The organism is Staphylococcus microti (assembly GCF_000934465.1).
GTDB classification, from domain to species: domain Bacteria; phylum Bacillota; class Bacilli; order Staphylococcales; family Staphylococcaceae; genus Staphylococcus; species Staphylococcus microti.
The window spans coordinates 1-22,899 of sequence record NZ_JXWY01000066.1; the positions used below are offsets into that span (position 1 = coordinate 1).

Genomic DNA, 22,899 nt, shown 5'->3' on the forward strand with positions numbered 1-22,899 from the left:
CTTCAACGGCACGTGTTGTTCCCGCACTACGAAAAGCAGAACGGAATGTTGTACCGCTTGTTGCCGTTGCGTATTCTTTGTTTTTCTCTAATTCTTCAGAAAGCGCAACTGCTGCATCGTAACGCGTTTCCGGCACTGCTGTCTCTGCTGATGTAATCACAGGTGTATCCGATTGCGCTGTTACTTCAGTTGATGCAGGTGATTCTGTCTGCGCAACGTCTTGTGGTACGTCACTTTCAACAGCTGACATTGTTTCGTTACTTACTGTTTTTGTAGGTTCAACATCTTGCGTAGATTCTGGTTGCACTTCCGTCACTTTTTCAGTTTCTGTAGATGCGTTTGACACTTCTTCTGTTGCTGCATCTACTGCTGCTTCGGCTGCTGAATCATCTTCTACTGCTGTTTCTGTCTCAGTTGTTGCCGCCTCAGCTTCAGTACCCTCTGTTGTCACTTCTGTTTCTGATACTGCTTCTGTCGTTTCAGTTGTCGGCACTTCTGTATTTTCTACCGCTACTTCTTCTGATTGTGTTTCAGCTGGATCTGTGTTTGCTTCCCCAGATTGACTTTCTGTTGTCGCTTCGCTTGTCGTATCTTCAGCTGCTTGTGCATCATTATTCACTCCAAATAAGAGTGTTGCACCGATAAGCAGTGACGCTGTCCCAACTGTCATCTTCCTAATCGAATATTTGTTTAAACGATTAGACAAAAAATTGTTTTTGTTATTCATTACTGATAAAACCTCCCAAAATGAGCTTATAAATCGTAGCTTTATCGTTGGATCAAACATCATTTATAACAATGGCATTTACAAAAGTTGATAGAATAAAAGTTAATAAGACCGATATATATAGTAAGAATATTAAAAATAAAAATTTTGCATGTGATTAAAAATGAGATATAACACAGTCAATTACTTTCCCTTATTAGCCATATCATTGATGTTAGAGCTGGATAATAAAGACCCTAGTATGTTACCCAAAAGCCAGAAATATGAAACTCTATATTATTAATTAAAGATAAAGTTATTTTTGTTAATAGGCAACTTTCTAAATTAATTACAATTACCATTATGAAAAGATTTTGACGAATTATTTTTACTTATCACTTTTGATTATTGATATATCAGTTGTTCACAATCTATTTTTTATGTAGACAAATTATTGTCACAACTAGAATTTAGTTCATTTGCACAATGACTATTAATAATCATTCTTAATAAAATAAAAAAACAATAACCTTTTTATAAGGCTATCGCTCTTTTAAATTGTGTCTCTTTTTTCTTTTTCAACTTAGCACACGTTCGTATTATTTATAGAACGCTTTAATTTTAAATTAGTACCCAAATACATTGTAAAAATGAATCACCTATCTATTCATGTGTATTTGGATTTTTAACAGAACATGAATAGATAGGCGCTCAGCACTCACCAGAATGAATTCTCTTTTATTGGATCCTTATTCTCGATATAAATCTAAAGCTATTGCTCAAACTGTTTATCCATATAAAACCCAAGGATAATCCCCAGTGGTATTCCTAAAAAAGGGGTAATAAATATACTCAATACAAAAGATGCAATCACTGACCCTATAATCACATTAGTATTAATTACTAATTCTGGAATTCTTGCAATTAATTCTTTAACTTTCATAAAATAACCCCTTTATTTTTAAAGTTTTCTATTGATGACATACGTTGATACATCAAAGGAAGACACTTCAGTTATAAAGAACACGTTCAAATTGCAATGCTTAGAAATTTAGCGATTCAAATCGTGCTATTGCTCTTTTAAATCTTACCTCTATGCGTTTTCCAACTTAACAAACATATTATTTATAAAACTTTCTAACTTTAAAATGGTATCCAAAGACATTATAAGAGAGAATAATCAGCAACACGATAATACTCAACGTGTGGTTCATACCCGTTCCGATAGACATAATCCCAAGCAACATAATCGCTATGATGAGTAGCATGGTATTGATGGTATACACTTTATACATAGATACTAATGTAATATGACGTTCTCCATCATCCATTAGCGCCAGTAATTTTTCTGTATATTGTTTTTCTCCCATTTTTGGATAACGCGCATCATATTTTCTAATAAATAAACCGTATTGCGTTGACCCTACACTTGCAAGTATAAATGCAATAACTACATATAAAAAATGACTCTCAGTCGCATGTCCTATCACAAATACCAATAATAAAATCAAGCTGATAAATAGTTGTAAATAGGAAACCATCGTAATACGCAAAACTATCAATGATGCTTTCTTTTCACGTAAATCCGTCTCTGAATCAGACACTTGTTCATCCATCATTTTCTTATAATGCAGTGCTTGCTTTTGAATCATCAAGTTATATACAAACAATAATATGATGCCTAGTATTGCGATAATCCCCATTATCATAGCAGTACGATCATTAACAAAATGAATCTTATTAATGACATCAAATCCATTCGTAACGCCTATTATCGTTCCTATCACGCCACCAATTATACCACCTACTAAAAGCAATAAGATGTAACGCATCACTTTCATAAATCTTCCTCCTCCATAATAAAAACATTCTCCACGGGTTCTTTAAAGACACGTGCGATAGACATCGCCGTTTTAACGGAAGGCGTGAATTGATTCCGTTCTATTAAAGAAACCGTTTGTCTTGAAATACTAGCCAGAACTGCGAGTTGTGTTTGATTGTAACCATCTCGTGCACGCAACTCCTTCAATCGGTTTCGCATGGCGTCTCACCTCTTCTCCACAATAGTATAATAAAGATGTCAAAATGACAATGTTTTTTGTCATTATTAATAGAATTATTGTCATCAATTCTGTATAATAGTAAATGAACAAACCGTTTATTGCTGTATTATTTTTTTACATCTAACTATTTGTTATTTAGTTTGAAATTTAGAACGAAGGGATTCCATTTTATGAAAATTAAGTACCTCACGCTTTTTCTGTTATTACCATTCATTTTATCTGGATGTAATTATGCTGATCCAGACAATAGAAGTGGCTTTTTTTATAATACGTTTGCTAAGCCTATGGATTTACTGCTCAATTGGCTTGGAACGAATTTAAATCATAATTACGGTTTAGCGATTATACTGATCGTTTTAACAATTCGATTTATTATGTTGCCTTTTATGCTTTCACAAACGAAACAAGGACAATTTATGAGAAAAGTGCTCGTTTTGGCTAAGACTGAATTAACACCGATTCAAGACAAGATAAAACGGGCCAAAACTCAGGAAGAACGATTAGAAGCGAATCAAGACATGATGGCTGTATATAAAAAGTACGAAATCAATCCTATGAAAAATATGTTAGGTTGTTTACCTGTTCTCGTACAAATGCCTATTTTATTTGGATTATATGCTGCACTTAGATGGCCGGTTTATAACCAAATCACAGCGTATCCTGACTTTTTATGGTTTAATTTATCACAGCCAGATATTTTTATAACTGCCATTGCAGCGATTTTATATTTTTTACAATCACTCGTGAGTTTAGAAAATATGCCGAAAGATCAAAAACAAATGGGCTATGTATTAATGATTGTGTCTCCTGCTTTCATTATTTTTATTTCATTAACTTCCGCTTCTGCGCTAGGTTTATATTGGTCGGTCAGTGCACTCTTCCTAGTGATTCAGATGTACCTTTCAAATAAATATTATGCGAAATTAGCGGATCAAAAACTAGAAACGTTGCAACAATCGCTTGCTAAAGGTGATAAAAAGAAACATGTAAAAACAGTAAAGAGAAAAAAGAAATAACTGTCTCTTACACATTTATAAAAGCCGTATCATGAACAAATAATTTTTGCATGATACGGCTTTTTAATAGGCGTTACTTCAATACTTTATCGATCACTTGTTTAAAGTCTTTCACTCCCACTTCATGTACATGTGCTTTCTGATAGTTTTGACGTACTTTAAAGTAACGTTTTTTCCGTTGTACATCTTTTAATGCTTGGATGAGATCCTCTGCATTGTCACCTTTATCGAATAAGTTTTCCGTTGCAGTCACAGATAAGTTATGCGCAATGTCGCGATAACCTAATATAAGCATGTCATGGTCAAAGGCTTTTTGAAGTGCGTTAATAATTTCGCCACCTTCATTGATGTCTAAATAAATATCACATAACTGATATAGTTTGTTAACTGTAGCAATTTCAATCGCAGGGAATAGCTTTACGTTGGGATAGCGTTCTAATGCCATCAGTTTGTCTGACATTTCTGTCACAGCACCAATATGGAATGTTGCTGTCGGGCAAGCTTCCACAATTGCTTCTACATGATGTATTTGATCGGAATTTGTCATCGTCACAACATTTGAGGTATAGCCATTTTTACTTGCATAATCATATAAATAGCCTGCTGGTATCAGACGTTGCTGCATATTGTCATCTACTTGTTGCTTCAATATTTCATACTCTTGACTGTCTGGCACAATGACATGATAGTCACGCACTAAGCCACCTTGTAGTACCAATGACATATTTCCTGGGACATGTCCATGGCACTGTTCTTGCCAAAATATGAGGTCATTACCAGGTTCATCAAGATGATATAACACTGAAAACGGCAAGCCTAATGTATTAATCACAAAACCATTGCGTGCTTTATCCAACGCTCTCAAAAAGAATTGAATAAATTGGACTTTATTATTGAAATGATGCGCTTTCCCTTTCCAATTTAAAATAATCGACTGTGCGACAAAGTTCTCGTATATCACTTCTGCACCTTGTTGATCTAAATATTTACGAAAAATTCTTTTGCCGGCCAGGTCATAAAATGTTTGCGCAAAAAGTACGCCATGTTGTGTGTAGTGATCGACATACAATAAACGTTCCGCTTCATCTAACCACTCCACATGACTGACAATACGCGGTTTACTCGGACGATGATAATGAATCGTTGCACGTTGTTTATTGACATCTCTTACAGTCGCTGATTGATTATTGCCCATAATCTCCCAGTAACGTGGAATGCCCACCTGATTAAAATAACGAGCCGTCGCATTTTTAGGTACTTTATATTGCGCAAAAAAACGATACGGCGTGATAAAGTGCTCAGGTAAAAACCCGTCATCTTCTAACACAATGGTGTCATTGTCATAGCCTGCAATGCGCAATGTATCATAGAGTGTTTGCGTTTGCTTATCATAATGTTCAAATAGATTTATCATGTGACACCTCCGAGATCAAGTCTTGCCATTTCTGTTGAATCTCAGTTGTTAAATACGGGCGTGCTAATTGATAAGACGCACGATGCGGTTGTTTCGGTCCCGCTTTGAAAAAACGTACGATATGTTGTGCATACGTAGCCACAATGTCTTTCGTGCTATCTTCTTTCACATTAATCGGTATTAAATAACCATTTTTATGATTCTGAATAAAAGTCGGATTGCCATAGTTCACGTCAAACCCAATCATACCGAGTCCAGAGCCGACTGCTTCTAGTAAAGTTAAGCCAAAGCCTTCACTCGTCGACGCTGATGCGAACAGTTTATAATTCGCATAGACCTCTTCCAAGTTGACGTGTCCTTTCAAATGTATATAGTCATGCGCTCGGTGTTCATCAATAATTTGTTTCAACATATCTCTCTGACCACCTTCGCCATAAATATCAAACTGCAACTCAGGCACTTCTTGTTTCGCGCGTATGACTGCACGCACAAGCCAGTCAATATGCTTTTCACTCGCCAGTCGTGAGGCAGTGATCATTGAATAAGGGCGTCTCTTTTTAACAGGATATTTCAGTTCATGCAAACTACCTACTGGAATTGTCACAATTTTAGGCGTCGCACCCAGATATTTCGCAAACTGTTCTGTTAAAATTTGATTTTGTAAGTCTGTTGCTGTGATATAAAAATCAATTTCTGCATGTTGTCCAAAAGTATATTCATAGTAGTTGTTCCACAATACGTGATCTTCATCTGTCGCATGCTCACTAAAGTGCTCAGCATGGACGACCACTCCTACTTTGCTGTTGCCTTTGTTTTGTAAAATCACTTGGCCAACATCCGTCGAACGGTCGATAATCAAAATATCTTCCGACGTAAGCTGTAGCTGCCGAATAAAATGTGCAACAAACTCAGCTTTGCTATAAAATTTTTGATCTGGAAAATTATACAAATGTGTGTCTTCATCAATATGCTCTGTGTACGCAATCGTGCCATCTTCATTGTAAAACTGACGCATATACAACTTGGCAACATTGTTACTCGGCGCATAGTACTCAGAAAATGTACGCACATAACTGTAATAATCTTTGCGCACCAACATGCCGTTAATCACGAATTCTGCACGGTCTACAATATCGGCATCTTTATTTTTTAAATAACATGTAATAAAATTCCGCTCATTATCCAGATAGAGTCTTTTAACTTTTCCATCTTTCGCTTCTCTCACAATCGGTTCCGCCACATCTGCAACAATATCTGCGACTGTGTATGATGATGGCGCAACAGGAATATCTGTAAAATACTGATATAACCAGATAACTTCATCATCATGAAAGCCAATATTTTCTGTGAGTGTTTGGATATTCTCACTACTAATAAAATCTAAAAATATAAACTTTCTCGGTGCTCGAATCGCTCTCAGCAACTTCGCACGGTAGCTTTGTGCATATTCTACACCACTGCTTGCCCATCCGATCCCAAAGTTAATATTATAAATTGTCACGTTTTATTTCACCTCTTAATTTGGAAAATGTATAACCAACTTGTCCTCTTTATCAAAAGACGGGACACTTTGACATAAGTTATGTACGATATGTACCTTAACCGCTTCACGCATCGCTTCAAATGATGCCAGTGCCACGCGATGATATTCAAAAATGGCATTACGCTTCCCGTTTTGTCGGTTGTTAATACTGCTGCGTAATTGTTGTAAATCATCGACTTGTTGAATCCATCGACTGTCGATTGCTTTCAATATCGCCTTTTGAATAAAGCGGTTAAACATATAATCATTGCCAATGACTTCATACTGTGCTGCAAGGCGTTTTTTAAACAGCGTAAGCAAATGCGCCACGACCGCTTGTTTATCTGCCAAGTCGATACCACTAAAGTCTCCACGATACTGAAAACTAATATATCGATAAATATACGCGTATAAGTGATCTATCTGATTCAAACGATGCACATCATAATCTCGCTGAAAGACATCTTGTGCTAATGCCATTAATTGGTCGCCATGTAATTGTTCTTGATCAAGTACGCGATCACGTTCTGCATAAATAATCTCTCGCTGTGCACTCAAGCTCTTTTCATATTCATTATTCATCTCTCGCGTTGTCGTTCCTTTTTCTTCAGAGACCCGTTGTGCACGTGCCACAATATGCTTTACTTGCTGCTGGAATAAACGACTATTTTCAAAAGTGTCAGCGTCAATCCGATCAAGTTGCCCTTTGTCTAACAACTTACTTTTGCCCCAGCGTTGTACAACGTAGTCTTCTAACGAAATATAAATTTGTGAGCTACCCGGGTCCCCTTGACGTCCGGCACGTCCACGCAATTGGCGGTCTACACGACTATTCTCCATATGTTCACTTACAATAACAGCCAATCCGCCGAGTTCTTCAACACCTTCCGCCAGTTTAATATCTGTCCCACGTCCTGCCATACTCGTCGCAACCGTCACTGCACCAAGTTGTCCTGCTTCAGCAATCATCTGCGCTTCTTTCGCAACATTTTGTGCAATTAACAAATTGTTTGGAATATGGCGATCAAAAAACTGCATTGAAAAATATTCCGCCGCTTCTGCCGTTCGAGTAATTAATAACACTGGTCGCTGCTTCTTATGCAACGTACATACACGTTCGATAATCGCATTATTTTTGGCGGTTAAATCTTTAAACACACGATCTGCATAATCAATACGTTTAATCGGTTTGTCCGTTGGTATTTGTACGACTACCTTGCCATAAAGGTCAAAAAACTCTTTCTCCCCTAACTTACTCGTCGCTGACATACCTGAGAACACATCAAATTGTCGAAAAAAGTTTTGGAACGTAATCGTCGCCATCGCACTTCTATCTTCAGAAATCTCCACACCTTCTTTTGCTTCAATCGCTTGATGTAACCCTGACTGTAGTTTCGTTCCCGGCAACATACGGCCTGTCACACGGTCGATCAGCACGACTTCACCGTTATAAACAAAGTAATCCAAATTCGCTTCAAACATATGGCGTGCACGTAATGCCAAGTTAATATTGCGAATGAGATCAAAGTATGGCGTATCATAGATATTGTCGATACCGAAATAAGCATTGGCTCTCGTAATCCCTTCAGGTGTCAGCCATATTGCTTTTTCTTTCTTGTTCACCGCGTAATGAATGTCTTCTTCCAACGTTTCAACAAATGTTTTTGTGATGCCAAATAAATTGGATTGCACACGTGGCGCTCCTGAAATAACGAGAGGTGTTTGCGCCGAGTCTAATACAATCGAATCGGCTTCATCAATAATGCCAAAGTAAAGTGGCGGTAAAAATTTCGCTTCTTTACTATCTGCCAAGTTATCAATTAAATAGTCAAAACCGAGACGACCGTTTGTCGTATAAATAATGTCATATTCATACATCGCACGCTTTTCACCGGGCATATATTCATACTCTGGATCTTCTACAAAACCCAACGCAATGGATAAACCAAGCCATTCAAAAAGCGGCGTCATCTCTTCACAGTCACGACGTGCTAAATAATCATTCGTTGTAATTAAATACGCCCCTTTGCCAGTCAATCCATTAAGATATAGTGGCAACGTCGCAGTTAATGTCTTGCCTTCTCCCGTCTGCATTTCGGCAATGTTTCCATCATGTAAAACGATGGCACCTAACACTTGTACGTCTTTCGGATACATACCAAGCACACGTTGACTTGCTTCCCGAATAACCGCATACGCTTCAGGTAAGAGTGACGAGAGTGAAGCGCCATCTGCTAAACGTTGTCGGAATTCCGTTGTCTTTGCCTTTAGCGCTTCATCACTCAGTTGTCGAAATGTCTCACTGTACGCATTAACCTGTCTTAAACGCTTGTAAATACGCTTTAAACGTCCTTTGTTAATGATGCCGTTAACGCGTTGTTTCATCTACGCACACCTCCATTTAGCACCGTTTCATCTAATTTATTGAGATGGTGACTCGCATGTAATAGTGACGATACAAGCGACAATTCTGTATCACGTGGTGCTATATCACCGTATACTTCCACAGCAACATCAGACTTGGTAGGCAGCTGTTCATCTGTTGTGACCCACGCTGTTTCCCGCATGTATTCCGCCAACTGATACGCCATCACATCAGTCTCTCGTGTATATCCGATAAAGTTCAAAGCATATCCTTGTTGCAACGGTGCTAACACATGCGCAATCTTCCCTATATCTTCCAGTTGCCAACCTGCAATCATAATGACATTCGGTAAAGACCTTATCGCATCACGTGATACCCCTTCTTCCGCAACAACAATGACATTCATCACGGACACATGTTCCGACTCTTGTTTAATTTCAGAAATCGTAAGGGCCTCTGCTCGTGTGGTCGTCGTTTCTTCAATAATGTTGATTGCACGAAATTTGACACGCTTTGCGGCAGCATTCAACATTTGTAGTTCATATGAAAACGCATCTGCTGGATATGTGATGACAGCTTCTCGTTCTCGAATAATGACGGCATCGATTTCCGTACCATTACTTTTTTTGAACACGACTTTAAAATAAACACCTTCCGCTGGTTCAACATCGTAGTCCAGAACGAAGCGATAACTTTGCCCGTGTTTCAATATTGGCAATTGTGGAATGGTCTTATCAGCGACAAAATGCGTCATCATCTTCCATTCATGAATAACAATACTCGACGGCATCAGTGCATTTTCAAAAACAACACTGCCGTCACGATGAAATTTCAGGCGTGTACCGTACATAAACGTATCATCTGTCACTTGTGTCCAACGTATCGTATGACTGTTACTTAGCATGTGCACGTCCCCTTCCAAATTGTTGTTCAAGGATCATGTTGTAAAAGTTAACAAACCAACTTGTGATTGTTGACGAATCATCATTATGTCGACCGGGCACGCCTCTTTGTATCACCCGGGCATGCTGACGACTTAATATTGGCAATAACATATCAAAAGCATGTTTATCATAGTCATCGTGAATCATATAAGAAATCGCAAATGTCGTTTTGGACAAATCTTTGTTTTCATATTGACGCCAAAACTTTTCATTCAATCGCTGAATCGCAGCAGGTGTCAAGTCGCCTTCATTTTTACGCAACACATCCAAGGCTGTTCCGAAGTCGTCTGGTCGTATGAGTGCCATACTTTCAGCCACCGTTCCTATATTGACTAACGGCTTACCAACGATGACTGCAGCAGGATGCAACTGGGCACCATAATACAATGCGCCAAACGAGCCCATCGACAATCCCGACAAAATCAAATCATCTTTCTTAAACCCTAAACGTGTCAAACCATCTTGAATCACTTTCTTAATGGCTTGTTCATACGCATCAGACCCTAAGTAAAACGAGCCACCTTCCACACGCGGATCTGCAATCAATATGAATGGCGCTTTAAGTTGCTTCATCATAAAGAAACCTTCAAACCCTTCTGCTGAACGATAACCACTGAAATAGACGTTGAGTGGCGGCTTCATATCACCCGGATGAAAATAGTGAATAAACTCATTACGCTGATGATCCGCATATCGCTCGCCACCAAGAATAAATTGTCCGAGATCTAAACGAGACCAACGCTTATGTACCGCACCCATGCGTATTCTTCCAGTTCCTTTCGCACGCAAACTCATGACAACATGTGCATCGTACGACCGTCTTGGAATCTCCAGCGGCATCTCTAGTTCATGATGTTGACGAACAAAAACTTCCGTCACATGACCAGGACGATTAAAAGGTACTAAGCGATAAACAAATTCAACTTCCACATCACCTGACAACGTATATTCCGGCCACACTTGAATCACTTTGTCCCTGTCATAAACGAGACTACGTTGCCAATACAGTAAAGGCGTGAGTGTCTCCCCAAAATCCCCCTCAATCACAAAAGCCTCTTTGCCTTCATGATGTGCCTCTCCTTGGAAATCATGTTGTACCTTGCAAAAATCAGGCGTAATCTTATCGCCATATTGCCCGGGGAATGTCACTGCTTGTAACTTTTCATTACGCTCATATATATCTGCATAAATAAACGGTCTCATCAAATAGCGTTGCACCTTTGAATCATTCTCAAAATCAGCATTCCAATAGGCTTGGTCGATATATGTCGTATACGGTTGACTCAGCTTTGAAAGGAGTGCCATCAATGACTCTGAATACGACATCTGTACATAAATAAAATCAAACTTCACCTTGTGAGGAAGCAGTTCTTGAACAACCTCTACCCCTTGTAGCACATCTTCATCTGAAACATGGTGCCAGACTGTTTTCGCCTGGGGTTCAAAACCTTTTGCGATATTTTCTCCACCTATTTGTAGCGCATTAAACTTACGCGCCATGATAATCACCTTCAATCAGCGCATCTAACTGTGCAATAATTTTGTCGGACGCATACTTTTTCGCTAACTTCATTGCATACGCATAAGAGTGGTTCCAATTTTTCAATTGCACTAAAAAATAATCTAAAGCAATATTCAAATCCGTTTTCTTATCCAGCACAAAGCCGTTCGCCTCATGCGTCACATAATCTGTAGCACGAACATTAATTTGTGGAATACCTGTACTTAAACAACAAATCTGTAAAAATAAATCCGGTTCTTTAGACAAATCAATCACAAGACGCAATGTCGTCATCGCTTCTATAATGTCGAGTTCAAATGGCACATGTTTTGCTTGAACATACTTAATCGGTTCTTTTTCTTTCATCAATTCTGTCACTGCTTCCGATAGCTCATCTTCATTCATCCGAGCATTCATTGCTTCTATTTCCAACTGAACCTGTTGCGGTAATGCAACGACTGACTTTTGTTTCGTAAGCAACGTCAAACGCAGCGTATCATCTTGTCCCATATACGCTTCCAACTGTGCTAACATCGTCATGATGTCTTCTGTATGCAATCCATCCAACCAAACGCCAATATACGTTTCATGTAACTGGCTACTGATATTCGACATCGGCTGTGCATCAAACGGTGTAATGCGCATCATGTGATTTTTAAGACCTGCCTGTACCTGATAAGACTTCAGGCGCTGTTCATTCTCAAGTGTGTCAACAAGCCAACTCGCATGCATATCAAGCGTCTCTATTGCCGCAACTGTCTCATGTGGACGTCGTTGAAAAACTGAGTAACAGCGTTTATAATGCGCAAATATATTTGAAATTGACGTGTTATGTCTAACATCTGAAGCCACAATAACCGTATCTGTTGCGTTAAATGCTTTATCCCGATAGCGCGCCAAATATTCAAAAATCACTTGAGACATAGATGTATAATGCGTTTGTTCAAAATGATGATGAAATGGTTCATTTATGCACACACTGCCATCCGAACAATCTTCTTGTAAAATCCAAGCTCCATCATGTGTAAGATAACGTTGATATTGTGACTGACCTGAAACATCACAATAAACAATACTCGATACGTAACCACGGTCATCCAGAACGTACCGGTAACGCAAAATCTCATTTTGATAAACTTCAATCCATATCACATAACCATCTTGATCAAAGTAAATATTGGCATACATTTCAGGAGACATGAATGCACGAATCATATGCGGTAAATAAAGGAATTCTGTCCCCGCTGGCCAGTTTAATTGCCGATAGTCTACCGCTCTTGGTGTTCGATGCTTAAAGCCTTGTATGTCATCAAACACCGACCAATACGTCACATCAAACAAGTCATGTCTATGCAAAAAAGTGCGCAAATCAGGGGTATAGTTCAGTACGATTACTTCAAATGACTGCCGATTAAGCCGATGCATAGACATCAAACTGATCATATCGTCAAATGCCGTTTCTGCTTGGTTGTAGTAATACGGCGACAATTTACATGCCCACCATTGCTCTGTACTGTACCAAGCCGGTATAAAATACTTCATAAAATGCTCCTTACCAATACTTTGTTAAAAACTGTTGATATTTATCGAAATACAAATACGTTCGTACCGTCTCCGCAATATTAATGCTGATATACATCACAATCATCAGCTGAATGGCAAAATATATTTGTTGAGACAGCTGCGGTACAAGCAATGATAAATACATAGGAACGCCTATAATGACGCCTACAATACCTGCGCCTGTCCAACATACTAATCGTGCCTTATGATTTAAATAGCGATTCGTCTCTGGACCAGGTTGTATCTTTTCAAAATAATTGCCTGACTTCAAAAACGTTTTTGATGTCTGTTTTGTATGAATTAATAAACGCGATAAAGCGTATCCGAGCGTCACTTGCAATAAAATGTATACCGTAACACCTACTGGATGACTCAGTTGTAACACATCCAAGTCCACCGACAGATCTGGCAAAAAGTTAAAGATCATGTTCAATAAACTGTTGAGTAAAATAAATACAGACAAACTAATCATGATTGAAATGCTGCCAGCTGGATTGATTTTCCAAGCAACAAATGTTTGTGCACGACTTTGATCCACCTGCATAATATCTCGATAATGAAGGCGATATTCTACAAACTCCATGAACAGTAAAATAACTAATGTTACCCCAATCAACACAACGATTAGTGTTAACAACCAGCCATCTATCGCAACATCCGGTAATTGTTGATGAAAAATTGAACGGATAATACTCATCAATACAATAGGCATCGCACCAGCAATTCCATATCTTACATTTTGGTCAGCTAACCAAATAAGTAACATGGTGCCTGCCACAAGGATTAACAACATTAGCCAAATATTTGTATGTTCCCTTTGTTGAACACTCACATATTGGTAGATGACAAAATAACCTTGTACAACACTCAACATGAGCGCTAACAATTTCTCTTGATAGTGTTTCTCTCTACGTGTCAACTGTGCCGATTTTTCTACATCTCGATAACGTACTAACATTAAGAAAATGAGTGCTGTTAACCATGGTCCTAGCCCAAGCGAAAACAGATTTAATGTTTGTATATCACCGCCGACATTCGATACAGCTAGTTGATAAAAAGATTTGTCTTTTACAATCATATGGGACGGATCCACAATCGTAATGCGACTTCCTAATATGTATATGAATAAGATTAAAAATGTAAATGCGCACCGTTTATATAAAACTTTATATTCGTATTGGCGCAAAATACGATTCAATAAATGATTCTTCACTTTAACCCTCTTTTAAAACATGTTGCCAAAGAGGCAGGCAACACAACTTATTAAAATTGTGTGCCACCTCTTTAACCCATGTTAGTTAATTAATTATTGATCAGCTTGTTCTTTCTTCTGATCCTTTTTTGCTTTTCTGAGTAAACCTAATCCACCAAACATTGCTACAGCCGCTGCAACTAAACCAGTATTGTTACCAGTCGATGCTTGACCTGTTTCAGGAAGTTGTCCCTTAGCAGTTGATTGGTCTTGGACATCACCAGCCATAGCAAGTTGTGTAACTGCCATTGAGCCAGCTGTTGATGACATATTGTGCGTTGATGTTGATTCGCTCGTATTCATAGACGTTGAACCTAACGTACTAGTGCTCGTAGATACAGAGCTTGAACCAGTGTTACTTGAGTTACTCATACTTGTTGAAGTACTTACGCTAGTTGATACCGAAGCACTCATGCTCGCTGAATCGCTCATTGATGTTGACATGCTCAATGATTTTGATGCACTTCCTGATAGTGATGTGCTCATTGATGCTGATCCGTTCATTGATACTGAGTTGCTTCCTGTCATTGACTTGCTTGCGCTTGTCGATACTGAAGTACTCACGCTTGCTGAGTCACTCATTGACGTTGACATGCTCATTGATTTTGATGCACTTCCTGATAATGAAGTACTCACGCTTGCTGACATCGATTTACTTCCTGTCATTGATTCGCTTGTACTTGTCGATACTGAAGTACTCTTACTTTCTGAACCACTTACGCTAGTTGATACGCTCAATGATTTTGATGCACTCGCTGATAATGATGTGCTCATTGACTTGCTTGCGCTTTCTGATAATGAAGTACTCACGCTTGCTGAGTCACTCATTGATGTTGACATGCTCATTGATTTCGATGCACTCGCTGATAATGATGTACTCATTGACGCTGATCCGCTCATTGATGCTGAGTTGCTTCCTGTCATTGACTTGCTTGCGCTTGCCGATGCTGAAGTGCTCACGCTTGCTGAGTCACTCATTGATGTTGATGTGCTTAATGATTTCGATGCACTTCCTGATAATGATGTGCTCGCTGACATTGAGTTACTTCCTGTCATTGACTTGCTTGCGCTTGTCGATGCTGAAGTACTCTTACTTGCTGAACCACTTACGCTAGTTGATACACTCAATGATTTCGATGCACTTCCTGATAATGATGTACTCGCTGACTCTGATCCGCTCATTGATGCTGAGTTGCTTCCTGTCATTGACTTGCTTGCGCTTGTCGATGCTGAAGTGCTCACGCTTGCTGAGTCATTCATTGATGTGCTTAATGATTTTGATGCACTCGCTGACTCTGATCCGCTCATTGATACTGAGTTGCTTCCTGTCATTGACTTGCTTGCGCTTGTCGATGCTGAAGTACTCACGCTTGCTGAGTCATTCATTGATGTGCTTAATGATTTTGATGCACTCGCTGATAATGATGTGCTCGCTGACTCTGATCCGCTCATTGATGCTGAGTTGCTTCCTGTCATTGACTTGCTTGCGCTTGTCGATACTGAAGTGCTCACGCTTGCTGAGTTGCTCATTGACGTTGACATACTCAATGATTTCGATGCACTTCCTGATAATGATGTGCTTATTGATACTGAGTTACTTCCTGTCATTGACTTGCTTGCACTTGTCGATGCTGAAGTACTCACGCTTGCTGAGTCACTCATTGATGTTGACATGCTCATTGATGCTGAGTTGCTTCCTGTCATTGACTTGCTTGTACTTTCTGATACTGAAGTGCTAACGCTTGTTGATGTGCTTAATGACGCGGATTTACTCACACTCGCACTTCTTGATGTGCTATCTGACACTGTTGATGTGCTTGTTGACGCACTTAGTGATGCTGACTTGCTCACTGATACCGATTTACTTGTACTTGCACTTGTCGATGCACTCATTGATACTGATTTACTTGTACTTGCACTTGTCGATGCACTCATTGATACTGATTTACTTGTACTTGCACTTGTCGATGCACTCATTGATACTGATTTACTTGTGCTTTCAGATACTGAAGTTGAACTACTATTACCTGAGTTGCTCATGCTTACCGAAGTGCTCAATGATGTTGATTTACTTGCACTTTCTGATCCGCTCATTGATGTTGATGTACTCAATGATTTCGATGCACTTCCTGACAATGATGTGCTCGCTGACGCTGAGTTACTTCCTGTCATTGACTTGCTTGTACTTTCTGATACTGAAGTGCTAACGCTTGTTGATGCTGACGTACTTACACTTGTTGAGTTACTCATTGACGCGGATTTACTTACGCTTGCACTTCTTGATGTGCTGCCTGATTCTGTCGATGTGCTTGTTGATGCACTTAATGATGTTGAATTACTCACGCTTGTACTTCTTGATGTGCTATCTGACACTGTCGATGTGCTTGTTGACGCACTTAGTGATGCTGACTTGCTCACTGATGCGGATTTACTTGTACTTACACTTGTCGACGCACTTAATGATGCGGATTTACTTACGCTCGCGCTTCTTGACGTACTATCTGACGCTGTTGATGTACTTGTTGATGCACTTAGTGATGTCGACTTGCTCGCTGATGTCAATTTACTTGTGCTCACACTTGTCGATGTACTTGTTGACGCACTTAATGATGTCGACTTGCTCAATGATGCGGATTTACTTGTACTTACACTTCTTGATGTACTATCCGACACTGTTGATGTACTTGTCGATGCACTTAGTGATGTCGACTTGCTCGCTGATGTCAATTTACTTGTGCTCGTACTTGTCGATGCGCTTAGTGATGCACTCATTGATGCAGACTTACTTGTGCTTGCGCTTCTTGACGTACTATCTGACGCTGTTGATGTACTTGTTGACGCACTTAGTGATGTCGACTTGCTCACTGATGCCGACTTGCTTGTGCTTTCTGAAGTACTGTCTGATGCTGTCGACTGACTTACTGACGCACTTAGTGATGCCGATTTACTTGTGCTTACACTTGTCGATCCACTTAACGATGCAGAATTACTTATGCTCGTACTTCTTGATGTGCTATCTGATACTGTCGACGTACTTGCACTTGTTGAAGCGCTCAATGATACGGATTTACTTACGCTTGCACTTCTTGATGTACTATCTGACGCCGTTGATGTACTTGTTGACGCACTTAGCGATGCCGATTTGCTCACTGATGTTGACTTGCTTGTGCTTTCTGATACTGAAGTACTCAAGCTTGCTGATCCACTCATTGATGTTGACTTGCTCGCTGATGTCAATTTACTTGTGCTTGCACTTGTCGATGCGCTTAGTGATGCACTCATTGATGCAGACTTACTTGTGCTTGCGCTTCTTGACGTACTATCTGACGCTGTTGATGTACTTGTTGACGCACTTAGTGATGTCGACTTGCTCGCTGATGTCAATTTGCTTGTGCTCGTACTTGTCGATGCGCTTAATGATGCGGACTTACTTACACTTGCGCTTCTTGATGTACTATCTGATACTGTCGATGTGCTTGTTGATGCACTCATTGATGCAGAATTACTTACACTTGCGCTTCTTGACGTACTATCTGACGCTGTTGATGTACTTGTTGACGCACTTAGTGATGCAGACTTGCTCAATGATGCCGATTTACTTGTGCTTACACTTGTCGATCCACTTAACGATGCAGAATTACTTACGCTCGTACTTCTTGATGTGCTATCTGATACTGTCGACGTACTTGCACTTGTTGAAGCGCTCAATGATACGGATTTACTTACGCTTGCACTTCTTGATGTACTATCTGACGCCGTTGATGTACTTGTTGACGCACTTAGCGATGCCGATTTGCTCACTGATGTTGACTTGCTTGTGCTTGCACTTGTTGATGCGCTTAATGATGCGGACTTACTTACACTTGCGCTTCTTGATGTGCTCTCTGACACTGTCGATGTACTTGTTGACGCACTTAGTGATGTCGACTTACTCACTGATGCGGATTTACTTACACTTGTACTTCTTGATGTGCTATCTGATGCTGTTGATGTGCTTGTTGACGCACTTAGTGATGTCGACTTGCTCGCTGATGTCAATTTACTTGTGCTCACACTTGTCGACGCACTCAATGACGCGGATTTACTTACGCTCGCACTTCTTGATGTACTATCTGACACTGTCGATGTACTTGTTGACGCACTTAGTGATGCAGACTTGCTCACTGATGCTGATTTACTTGTACTTACACTCGCACTTCTTGATGTACTATCTGATGCTGTGGATGTGCTTGTCGATGCGCTTAGTGATGTTGACTTGCTCGCTGATGTCAATTTACTTGTGCTCACACTTGTCGATGCGCTCAATGACGCGGATTTACTTACGCTCGCACTTCTTGATGTACTATCTGACACTGTCGATGTACTTGTTGACGCACTTAGTGATGTTGACTTGCTTGCTGATGTCAATTTACTTGCACTCGTACTTGTCGATGCACTCAATGATGCGGATTTACTTACACTTGCACTTCTTGACGTACTATCTGACGCTGTTGATGTGCTCGCTGACACTGTCGATGTACTTGTTGACGCACTTAGTGATGTTGACTTGCTTGCTGATGTCAATTTGCTTGTACTTACACTTGTTGATGCGCTTAGTGATGCGGATTTACTTACACTTGCACTTCTTGACGTACTTGCCGACGCCGTCGATGTGCTTGTTGACGCACTTAGTGATGTCGACTTACTTGCTGATGTCAATTTACTTGTGCTCGTACTTGTCGATGCACTCATTGATGCGGACTTACTTACACTTGCACTTCTTGATGTGCTCGCTGACACTGTCGATGTACTTGTTGACGCACTTAGTGATGTTGACTTGCTTGCTGATGTCAATTTACTTGTACTTACACTTGTCGATGCGCTTAGTGATGCTGATTTACTTACACTTGTACTTCTTGATGTGCTATCTGATGCTGCAGATGTGCTTGTTGACGCACTTAGTGATGTTGACTTACTTGCTGATGTCAATTTACTTGTGCTCGTACTTGTTGATGCACTTAATGATGCGGACTTACTTACACTTGCACTTCTTGACGTACTTGCTGACACTGTCGATGTGCTTGTTGACGCACTTAATGATGTCGACTTGCTTGCTGATGTCAATTTACTTGTGCTCGTACTTGTTGATGCACTTAATGATGCGGATTTACTTGTGCTTGCGCTTCTTGACGTACTATCTGACGCTGTTGATGTACTTGTTGACGCACTTAGTGATGTTGACTTGCTTGCTGATGTCAATTTACTTGTACTTACACTTGTCGATGCGCTTAGTGATGTTGACTTACTTGCTGATGTCAATTTACTTGCGCTCACACTTGTCGATGCGCTTAGTGATGTTGACTTACTTGCTGATGTCAATTTACTTGCGCTCACACTTGTTGATGTGCTTAATGATGTTGAACGACTTGCCGATGCTGCTGACTGGCTCGTTGATTGACTCAATGACGTTGAGCGACTTGCCGATGCTGCTGACTGGCTCTTTGATTGGCTCAATGATGTTGAGCGACTTGCCGATGCTGCTGACTGGCTCGTTGATTGACTCAATGACGTTGAGCGACTTGCCGATGCTGCTGACTGACTCGTTGATTGGCTCAATGATGTTGAACGACTTGCCGATGCTGCTGACTGGCTCGTTGATTGACTCAATGACGTTGAACGACTTGCCGATGCTGCTGATTGGCTCGTTGATTGACTTAGTGATACTGAAGCCAGCGATGTCGATGTACTTAATGAAGCTGAAGCCTGTGATGTCGATGTACTTAACGAAGCCGAAGCTTGTGTTTCACTTAATTTTTGTGATTGGCTTTGTGAAGCACTTGAAATTGGCTCTGTCCCTTTAATTGTGCCATTGAAATAGTTTGCTCGACCTACAGATGTATCATCTTGTGTCGCGTATGGTGTAAATGTCCATGACAAGTCACCTGATGGATTCGTAATTGGCACTGTAAATTGTGACATTAAACCGGCACCAGCTTTCGCAAAGTATCCTGTTAATACTGGAGCATCCCACCAATAATTGCCATTGCCTGAACTTGTAACCGCTGAAGTTGATGGTGCTGGTCTTTGTTTATACGTACCGTTATAGCCCGGTTCAGTTACACCACCTGTTACACTCGATGGTGTTCCGTAACCATTACCTAAATGTAACATTGGCAATAATGAATCATGCGAACTTGTAATAGATGCACTAGTTGGAATATTCGTTTGCTCAATCGCTGTTGTATTCGGATTGTCATATGACACAGTATATTGGAATGTTAGTCGTTTCCCATCACTTGTCACTCTCAATTTATAATAAATTGGTTTGTTGTATAACTTATCCGTACCTGTGCCTGTGAAAACTTGTTCAGCCGGCGTCGATGATACAGCTCTAAGAACTGACTGGTTTACAGAACGGAAAAATGAATTCTTTAATTTTTGTAAATCTGATTTGATGACTGAGGACATAGATGTTGAATGTGATGTTGAGGTCTCAACTGATGTCATGCTGTTTGAGGTCTTGGAAACATTTGATGATTGTGTGTTACTGTCACTTGCCTTTTGGCTCTCTGATGTTGTTTTTGTATCCGAAGCCTTTGCTTCCTTACTTTCTGATGCTTTTTCACTTTCTGAAGTTGATGCACTCGTACTTTCTGATGTTGAAGCTTGCTTGCTCTCTGAAATAGATACTGATTCAGACGCACTCTTACTTTCTGATTCAGAAGTCGATTGACTGTTCTGTTCAGTTGATGTTGACGCATCATCTTTAGCTGATTCGCTTTCTGATGCTTTTGTTGTATCACTATTCGTTGTACTTTCACTTACCGCAAACCCTTCACTATTTGCAACAGTACTTTCACTTTCTGGTGCAGCTTGTGACTGTTCAATTGCGACAGATGTTTGATCACCAATTGTTTGGCTTTGTGTCGCTAATTCTGATGTGATAGGCGTTTGTGATGCCGCAAATGCTTGTTGATCATGCAACATGTTAACAGTAAACAAGCCACCTGTAACAGCTGTTGTTTTCAGCGCATTACGCTTAATCACATTACCAACACCAGCTGCCTCATCTTGATCTTTATCTACCTTATCTGTTAGTAAAGATAACCCTAACATTCTAAGTAATTGAATCTCTTTAATACCGGCTTTCACCCAATTTTTACCTGATTTATACAGTTTAACCCGAGCTTTTTCTTCGCCGAGGCTTTTCTTGAACTCCCTAAATTTCTTAGTCATTCCAAAACTCCCATCAAAAATTTATTAAATCATCAACTTTCCCTATATATTTCTTGGAGAATTGAGGTGACTGACTAGGTTCACTCTCTAAAACAGTACACAATAGTAATAAAAAAACACGCTACAAATATAGCGCGCACTTTATTACGTTGATTGATAAGAGGAGTAACACGCTCTGTTACAGCAAATGAAACTTATTTCTATCTTATACTCATACTTAATAACATCTGCGTCTCAAAAAACTATCACTCCGAGAGTCAACTACTTGTAAATAGTTTCAATCCTCAACTATAGGGATGTGTGATTATTTAATATTCTAGCATTTGCCTTTCACAATATTTTTACTTACGGAACAACATTCTTTACACATTTTTCAATATCGCTGTACTTCTTGATATAAGTGCTGTTTTGAGTTTCTTTTTTAAACAACAAAAAACCTCTACCAAGTCAATGATAGAGGTTCTTCCTATATATATTACTTCAATTCATTTAAATAGCTACGGCCAAATTCTGGCAATGTCACGCCAAAGTTTTCAGCGATTGTGGCACCGATAGAACTAAATGTTGTATCGCCGTCCAATGCTTTACCACCGTTGAATTTCGGACTGTAGAACAGCACTGGAATGTATTCACGTGTGTGATCTGTACCATCCGCTGTCGGGTCATTACCGTGGTCTGCTGTGATAATCAACAAGTCGTCCTCACGCATGTTGTCGAATAGTTCCGGTAGGCGTTCGTCGAAGTCTTTCAACGCTTGCGCATAACCTGGTTTGTCTCGGCGATGTCCGTATAACGCATCAAAGTCTACTAAGTTCAAGAAGCTTAAGCCTTTGAAATCTTTCTTCACAACGTTCATCAGCTGATCCATACCATCCATGTTACTCTTCGTACGAATTGCTTCCGTCACACCTTCACCGTCATAGATATCGTTGATTTTACCGATCGCAATGACGTCATAATCCGCATCTTTCAATGTATTCATGACCGTACGACCGAATGGTTTCAATGCGTAGTCGTGACGATTACTTGTACGTGTGAAGTTACCCGGTTCACCCACATACGGACGTGCAATAATACGGCCAATCAAGTACTTCGGATCTTTCGTTAATTCACGTACTTTTTCACAAATATCATACAGTTCTTCAAGTGGAATGATGTCTTCATGTGCTGCGATTTGTAACACAGGGTCTGCTGATGTGTAGACGATTAAGTCACCCGTTTCCATCTGATGTGCGCCCCACTCGTCAATAATTTGTGTGCCTGACGCTGGACGGTTCGCCACAACTTTGCGTCCTGTTAAACGTTCAATTTCTGCGACTAACTCGTCTGGGAACCCGT

At 39.9% G+C, this 22,899-nt stretch carries 15 protein-coding genes and 3 pseudogenes; 3 read left to right on the forward strand and 15 right to left on the reverse strand.

All coding sequences use genetic code 11. From position 1 onward, the window contains the following. From TP70_RS11845 to TP70_RS08650, 4 genes and pseudogenes are all read right to left on the reverse strand, one after another. Positions 1-670 (reverse strand): annotated as a pseudogene (locus TP70_RS11845) (hypothetical protein); the annotation flags it as partial. 808 nt (positions 671-1,478) lie between these two features. Further along, positions 1,479-1,649 carry a VraH family peptide resistance protein gene (locus TP70_RS12295; protein WP_142382310.1) on the reverse strand — a complete coding sequence of 57 codons (171 nt, stop codon included), beginning with the start codon at positions 1,647-1,649 and terminating at the stop codon, positions 1,479-1,481. Between the two features lie 178 nt (positions 1,650-1,827). Continuing rightward, positions 1,828-2,547: a DUF3169 family protein gene (locus tag TP70_RS08645; RefSeq protein WP_044361025.1), complete on the reverse strand. Its 720-nt coding sequence runs from the start codon at positions 2,545-2,547 to the stop codon at positions 1,828-1,830. Continuing rightward, complete coding sequence (locus tag TP70_RS08650) at positions 2,544-2,747, reverse strand: helix-turn-helix transcriptional regulator (protein ID WP_044361026.1); 204 nt, start codon at positions 2,745-2,747, stop codon at positions 2,544-2,546. The genes TP70_RS08645 and TP70_RS08650 overlap by 4 nt, the downstream gene beginning before the upstream one ends. Before the next feature lie 192 nt (positions 2,748-2,939). Here TP70_RS08650 and yidC point away from each other — a divergent pair, with 192 nt between their 5' ends. Then, positions 2,940-3,785 carry a membrane protein insertase YidC gene (gene yidC, locus TP70_RS08655; protein ID WP_044361027.1) on the forward strand — a complete coding sequence of 282 codons (846 nt, stop codon included), beginning with the start codon at positions 2,940-2,942 and terminating at the stop codon, positions 3,783-3,785. A gap of 73 nt (positions 3,786-3,858) precedes the next feature. On the opposite strand, the gene gtfB is transcribed toward yidC, so the two are convergent. The 9 genes and pseudogenes from gtfB to TP70_RS13055 all read right to left on the reverse strand — a co-directional run. After that, positions 3,859-5,199, reverse strand: coding sequence for an accessory Sec system glycosylation chaperone GtfB (gene gtfB / locus TP70_RS08660; RefSeq protein WP_044361028.1), 1,341 nt, complete (start codon positions 5,197-5,199; stop codon positions 3,859-3,861). Continuing rightward, complete coding sequence (gene gtfA, locus TP70_RS08665) at positions 5,183-6,700, reverse strand: accessory Sec system glycosyltransferase GtfA (protein WP_044361029.1); 1,518 nt, start codon at positions 6,698-6,700, stop codon at positions 5,183-5,185. The genes gtfB and gtfA overlap by 17 nt, the downstream gene beginning before the upstream one ends. 15 nt (positions 6,701-6,715) lie before the next feature. Further along, positions 6,716-9,106, reverse strand: a complete 2,391-nt coding sequence (gene secA2 / locus TP70_RS08670; RefSeq protein WP_044361030.1) for an accessory Sec system translocase SecA2 — start codon at positions 9,104-9,106, stop codon at positions 6,716-6,718. Next, on the reverse strand, positions 9,103-9,990 hold the full coding sequence (gene asp3, locus TP70_RS11850; protein ID WP_052502901.1) for an accessory Sec system protein Asp3: 888 nt from the start codon (positions 9,988-9,990) through the stop codon (positions 9,103-9,105). Before asp3 ends, secA2 begins: the two co-directional genes overlap by 4 nt. Next, entirely contained in the window at positions 9,980-11,530 is a 1,551-nt protein-coding gene (gene asp2 / locus TP70_RS08680; protein WP_044361031.1) for an accessory Sec system protein Asp2, read from the reverse strand. The genes asp3 and asp2 overlap by 11 nt, the downstream gene beginning before the upstream one ends. Then, the gene (asp1, locus tag TP70_RS08685) at positions 11,520-13,073 is read right to left on the reverse strand and encodes an accessory Sec system protein Asp1 (RefSeq protein ID WP_044361032.1); all 1,554 of its coding nucleotides are present in this window, start codon (positions 13,071-13,073) and stop codon (positions 11,520-11,522) included. The genes asp2 and asp1 overlap by 11 nt, the downstream gene beginning before the upstream one ends. Positions 13,074-13,083: 10 nt before the next feature. Next, entirely contained in the window at positions 13,084-14,292 is a 1,209-nt protein-coding gene (secY2, locus tag TP70_RS08690) for an accessory Sec system protein translocase subunit SecY2 (protein ID WP_044361039.1), read from the reverse strand. A 108-nt stretch (positions 14,293-14,400) separates the two neighbouring features. Next, positions 14,401-14,718: an LPXTG cell wall anchor domain-containing protein gene (locus TP70_RS12870; RefSeq protein ID WP_282953967.1), complete on the reverse strand. Its 318-nt coding sequence runs from the start codon at positions 14,716-14,718 to the stop codon at positions 14,401-14,403. A 1,503-nt stretch (positions 14,719-16,221) separates the two neighbouring features. Further along, positions 16,222-18,117 (reverse strand): annotated as a pseudogene (locus TP70_RS13055) (accessory Sec-dependent LPXTG-anchored adhesin); the annotation flags it as partial. A gap of 1,610 nt (positions 18,118-19,727) precedes the next feature. On the opposite strand from TP70_RS13055, the gene TP70_RS12885 reads away from it, so the two are divergent. Continuing rightward, a complete protein-coding gene (locus TP70_RS12885) occupies positions 19,728-20,186 on the forward strand; it encodes a hypothetical protein (RefSeq protein WP_282953968.1) in 459 nt (152 codons plus the stop codon). 494 nt (positions 20,187-20,680) lie between these two features. Next, positions 20,681-21,058: a hypothetical protein gene (locus tag TP70_RS12890; RefSeq protein WP_282953969.1), complete on the forward strand. Its 378-nt coding sequence runs from the start codon at positions 20,681-20,683 to the stop codon at positions 21,056-21,058. Between the two features lie 368 nt (positions 21,059-21,426). On the opposite strand, the pseudogene TP70_RS13020 reads toward TP70_RS12890, so the two are convergent. Together TP70_RS13020 and deoB are read right to left on the reverse strand one after the other, a co-directional pair. Beyond that, positions 21,427-21,561 (reverse strand): annotated as a pseudogene (locus tag TP70_RS13020) (KxYKxGKxW signal peptide domain-containing protein); the annotation flags it as partial. Between the two features lie 475 nt (positions 21,562-22,036). Beyond that, a partial coding sequence (deoB, locus tag TP70_RS08710) for a phosphopentomutase (RefSeq protein WP_044360778.1) occupies positions 22,037-22,899 on the reverse strand: 863 nt, incomplete at its 5' end.

Excerpts from the sequence above, each read along its gene's own strand:
- TP70_RS12295 (WP_142382310.1), bottom strand. The coding sequence starts at position 1,649 with ATGAAAGTTAAAGAATTAATTGCAAGAATTCCAGAATTAGTAATTAAT.
- TP70_RS08645 (WP_044361025.1), bottom strand. The coding sequence starts at position 2,547 with ATGAAAGTGATGCGTTACATCTTATTGCTTTTAGTAGGTGGTATAATT.
- TP70_RS08650 (WP_044361026.1), bottom strand. The coding sequence starts at position 2,747 with ATGCGAAACCGATTGAAGGAGTTGCGTGCACGAGATGGTTACAATCAA.
- yidC (WP_044361027.1), top strand. The coding sequence starts at position 2,940 with ATGAAAATTAAGTACCTCACGCTTTTTCTGTTATTACCATTCATTTTA.
- gtfB (WP_044361028.1), bottom strand. The coding sequence starts at position 5,199 with ATGATAAATCTATTTGAACATTATGATAAGCAAACGCAAACACTCTAT.
- secA2 (WP_044361030.1), bottom strand. The coding sequence starts at position 9,106 with ATGAAACAACGCGTTAACGGCATCATTAACAAAGGACGTTTAAAGCGT.
- asp3 (WP_052502901.1), bottom strand. The coding sequence starts at position 9,990 with ATGCTAAGTAACAGTCATACGATACGTTGGACACAAGTGACAGATGAT.
- asp2 (WP_044361031.1), bottom strand. The coding sequence starts at position 11,530 with ATGGCGCGTAAGTTTAATGCGCTACAAATAGGTGGAGAAAATATCGCA.
- asp1 (WP_044361032.1), bottom strand. The coding sequence starts at position 13,073 with ATGAAGTATTTTATACCGGCTTGGTACAGTACAGAGCAATGGTGGGCA.
- TP70_RS12870 (WP_282953967.1), bottom strand. The coding sequence starts at position 14,718 with ATGAGTAACTCAAGTAACACTGGTTCAAGCTCTGTATCTACGAGCACT.
- TP70_RS12885 (WP_282953968.1), top strand. The coding sequence starts at position 19,728 with ATGTGCTTAATGATGTTGAACGACTTGCCGATGCTGCTGACTGGCTCG.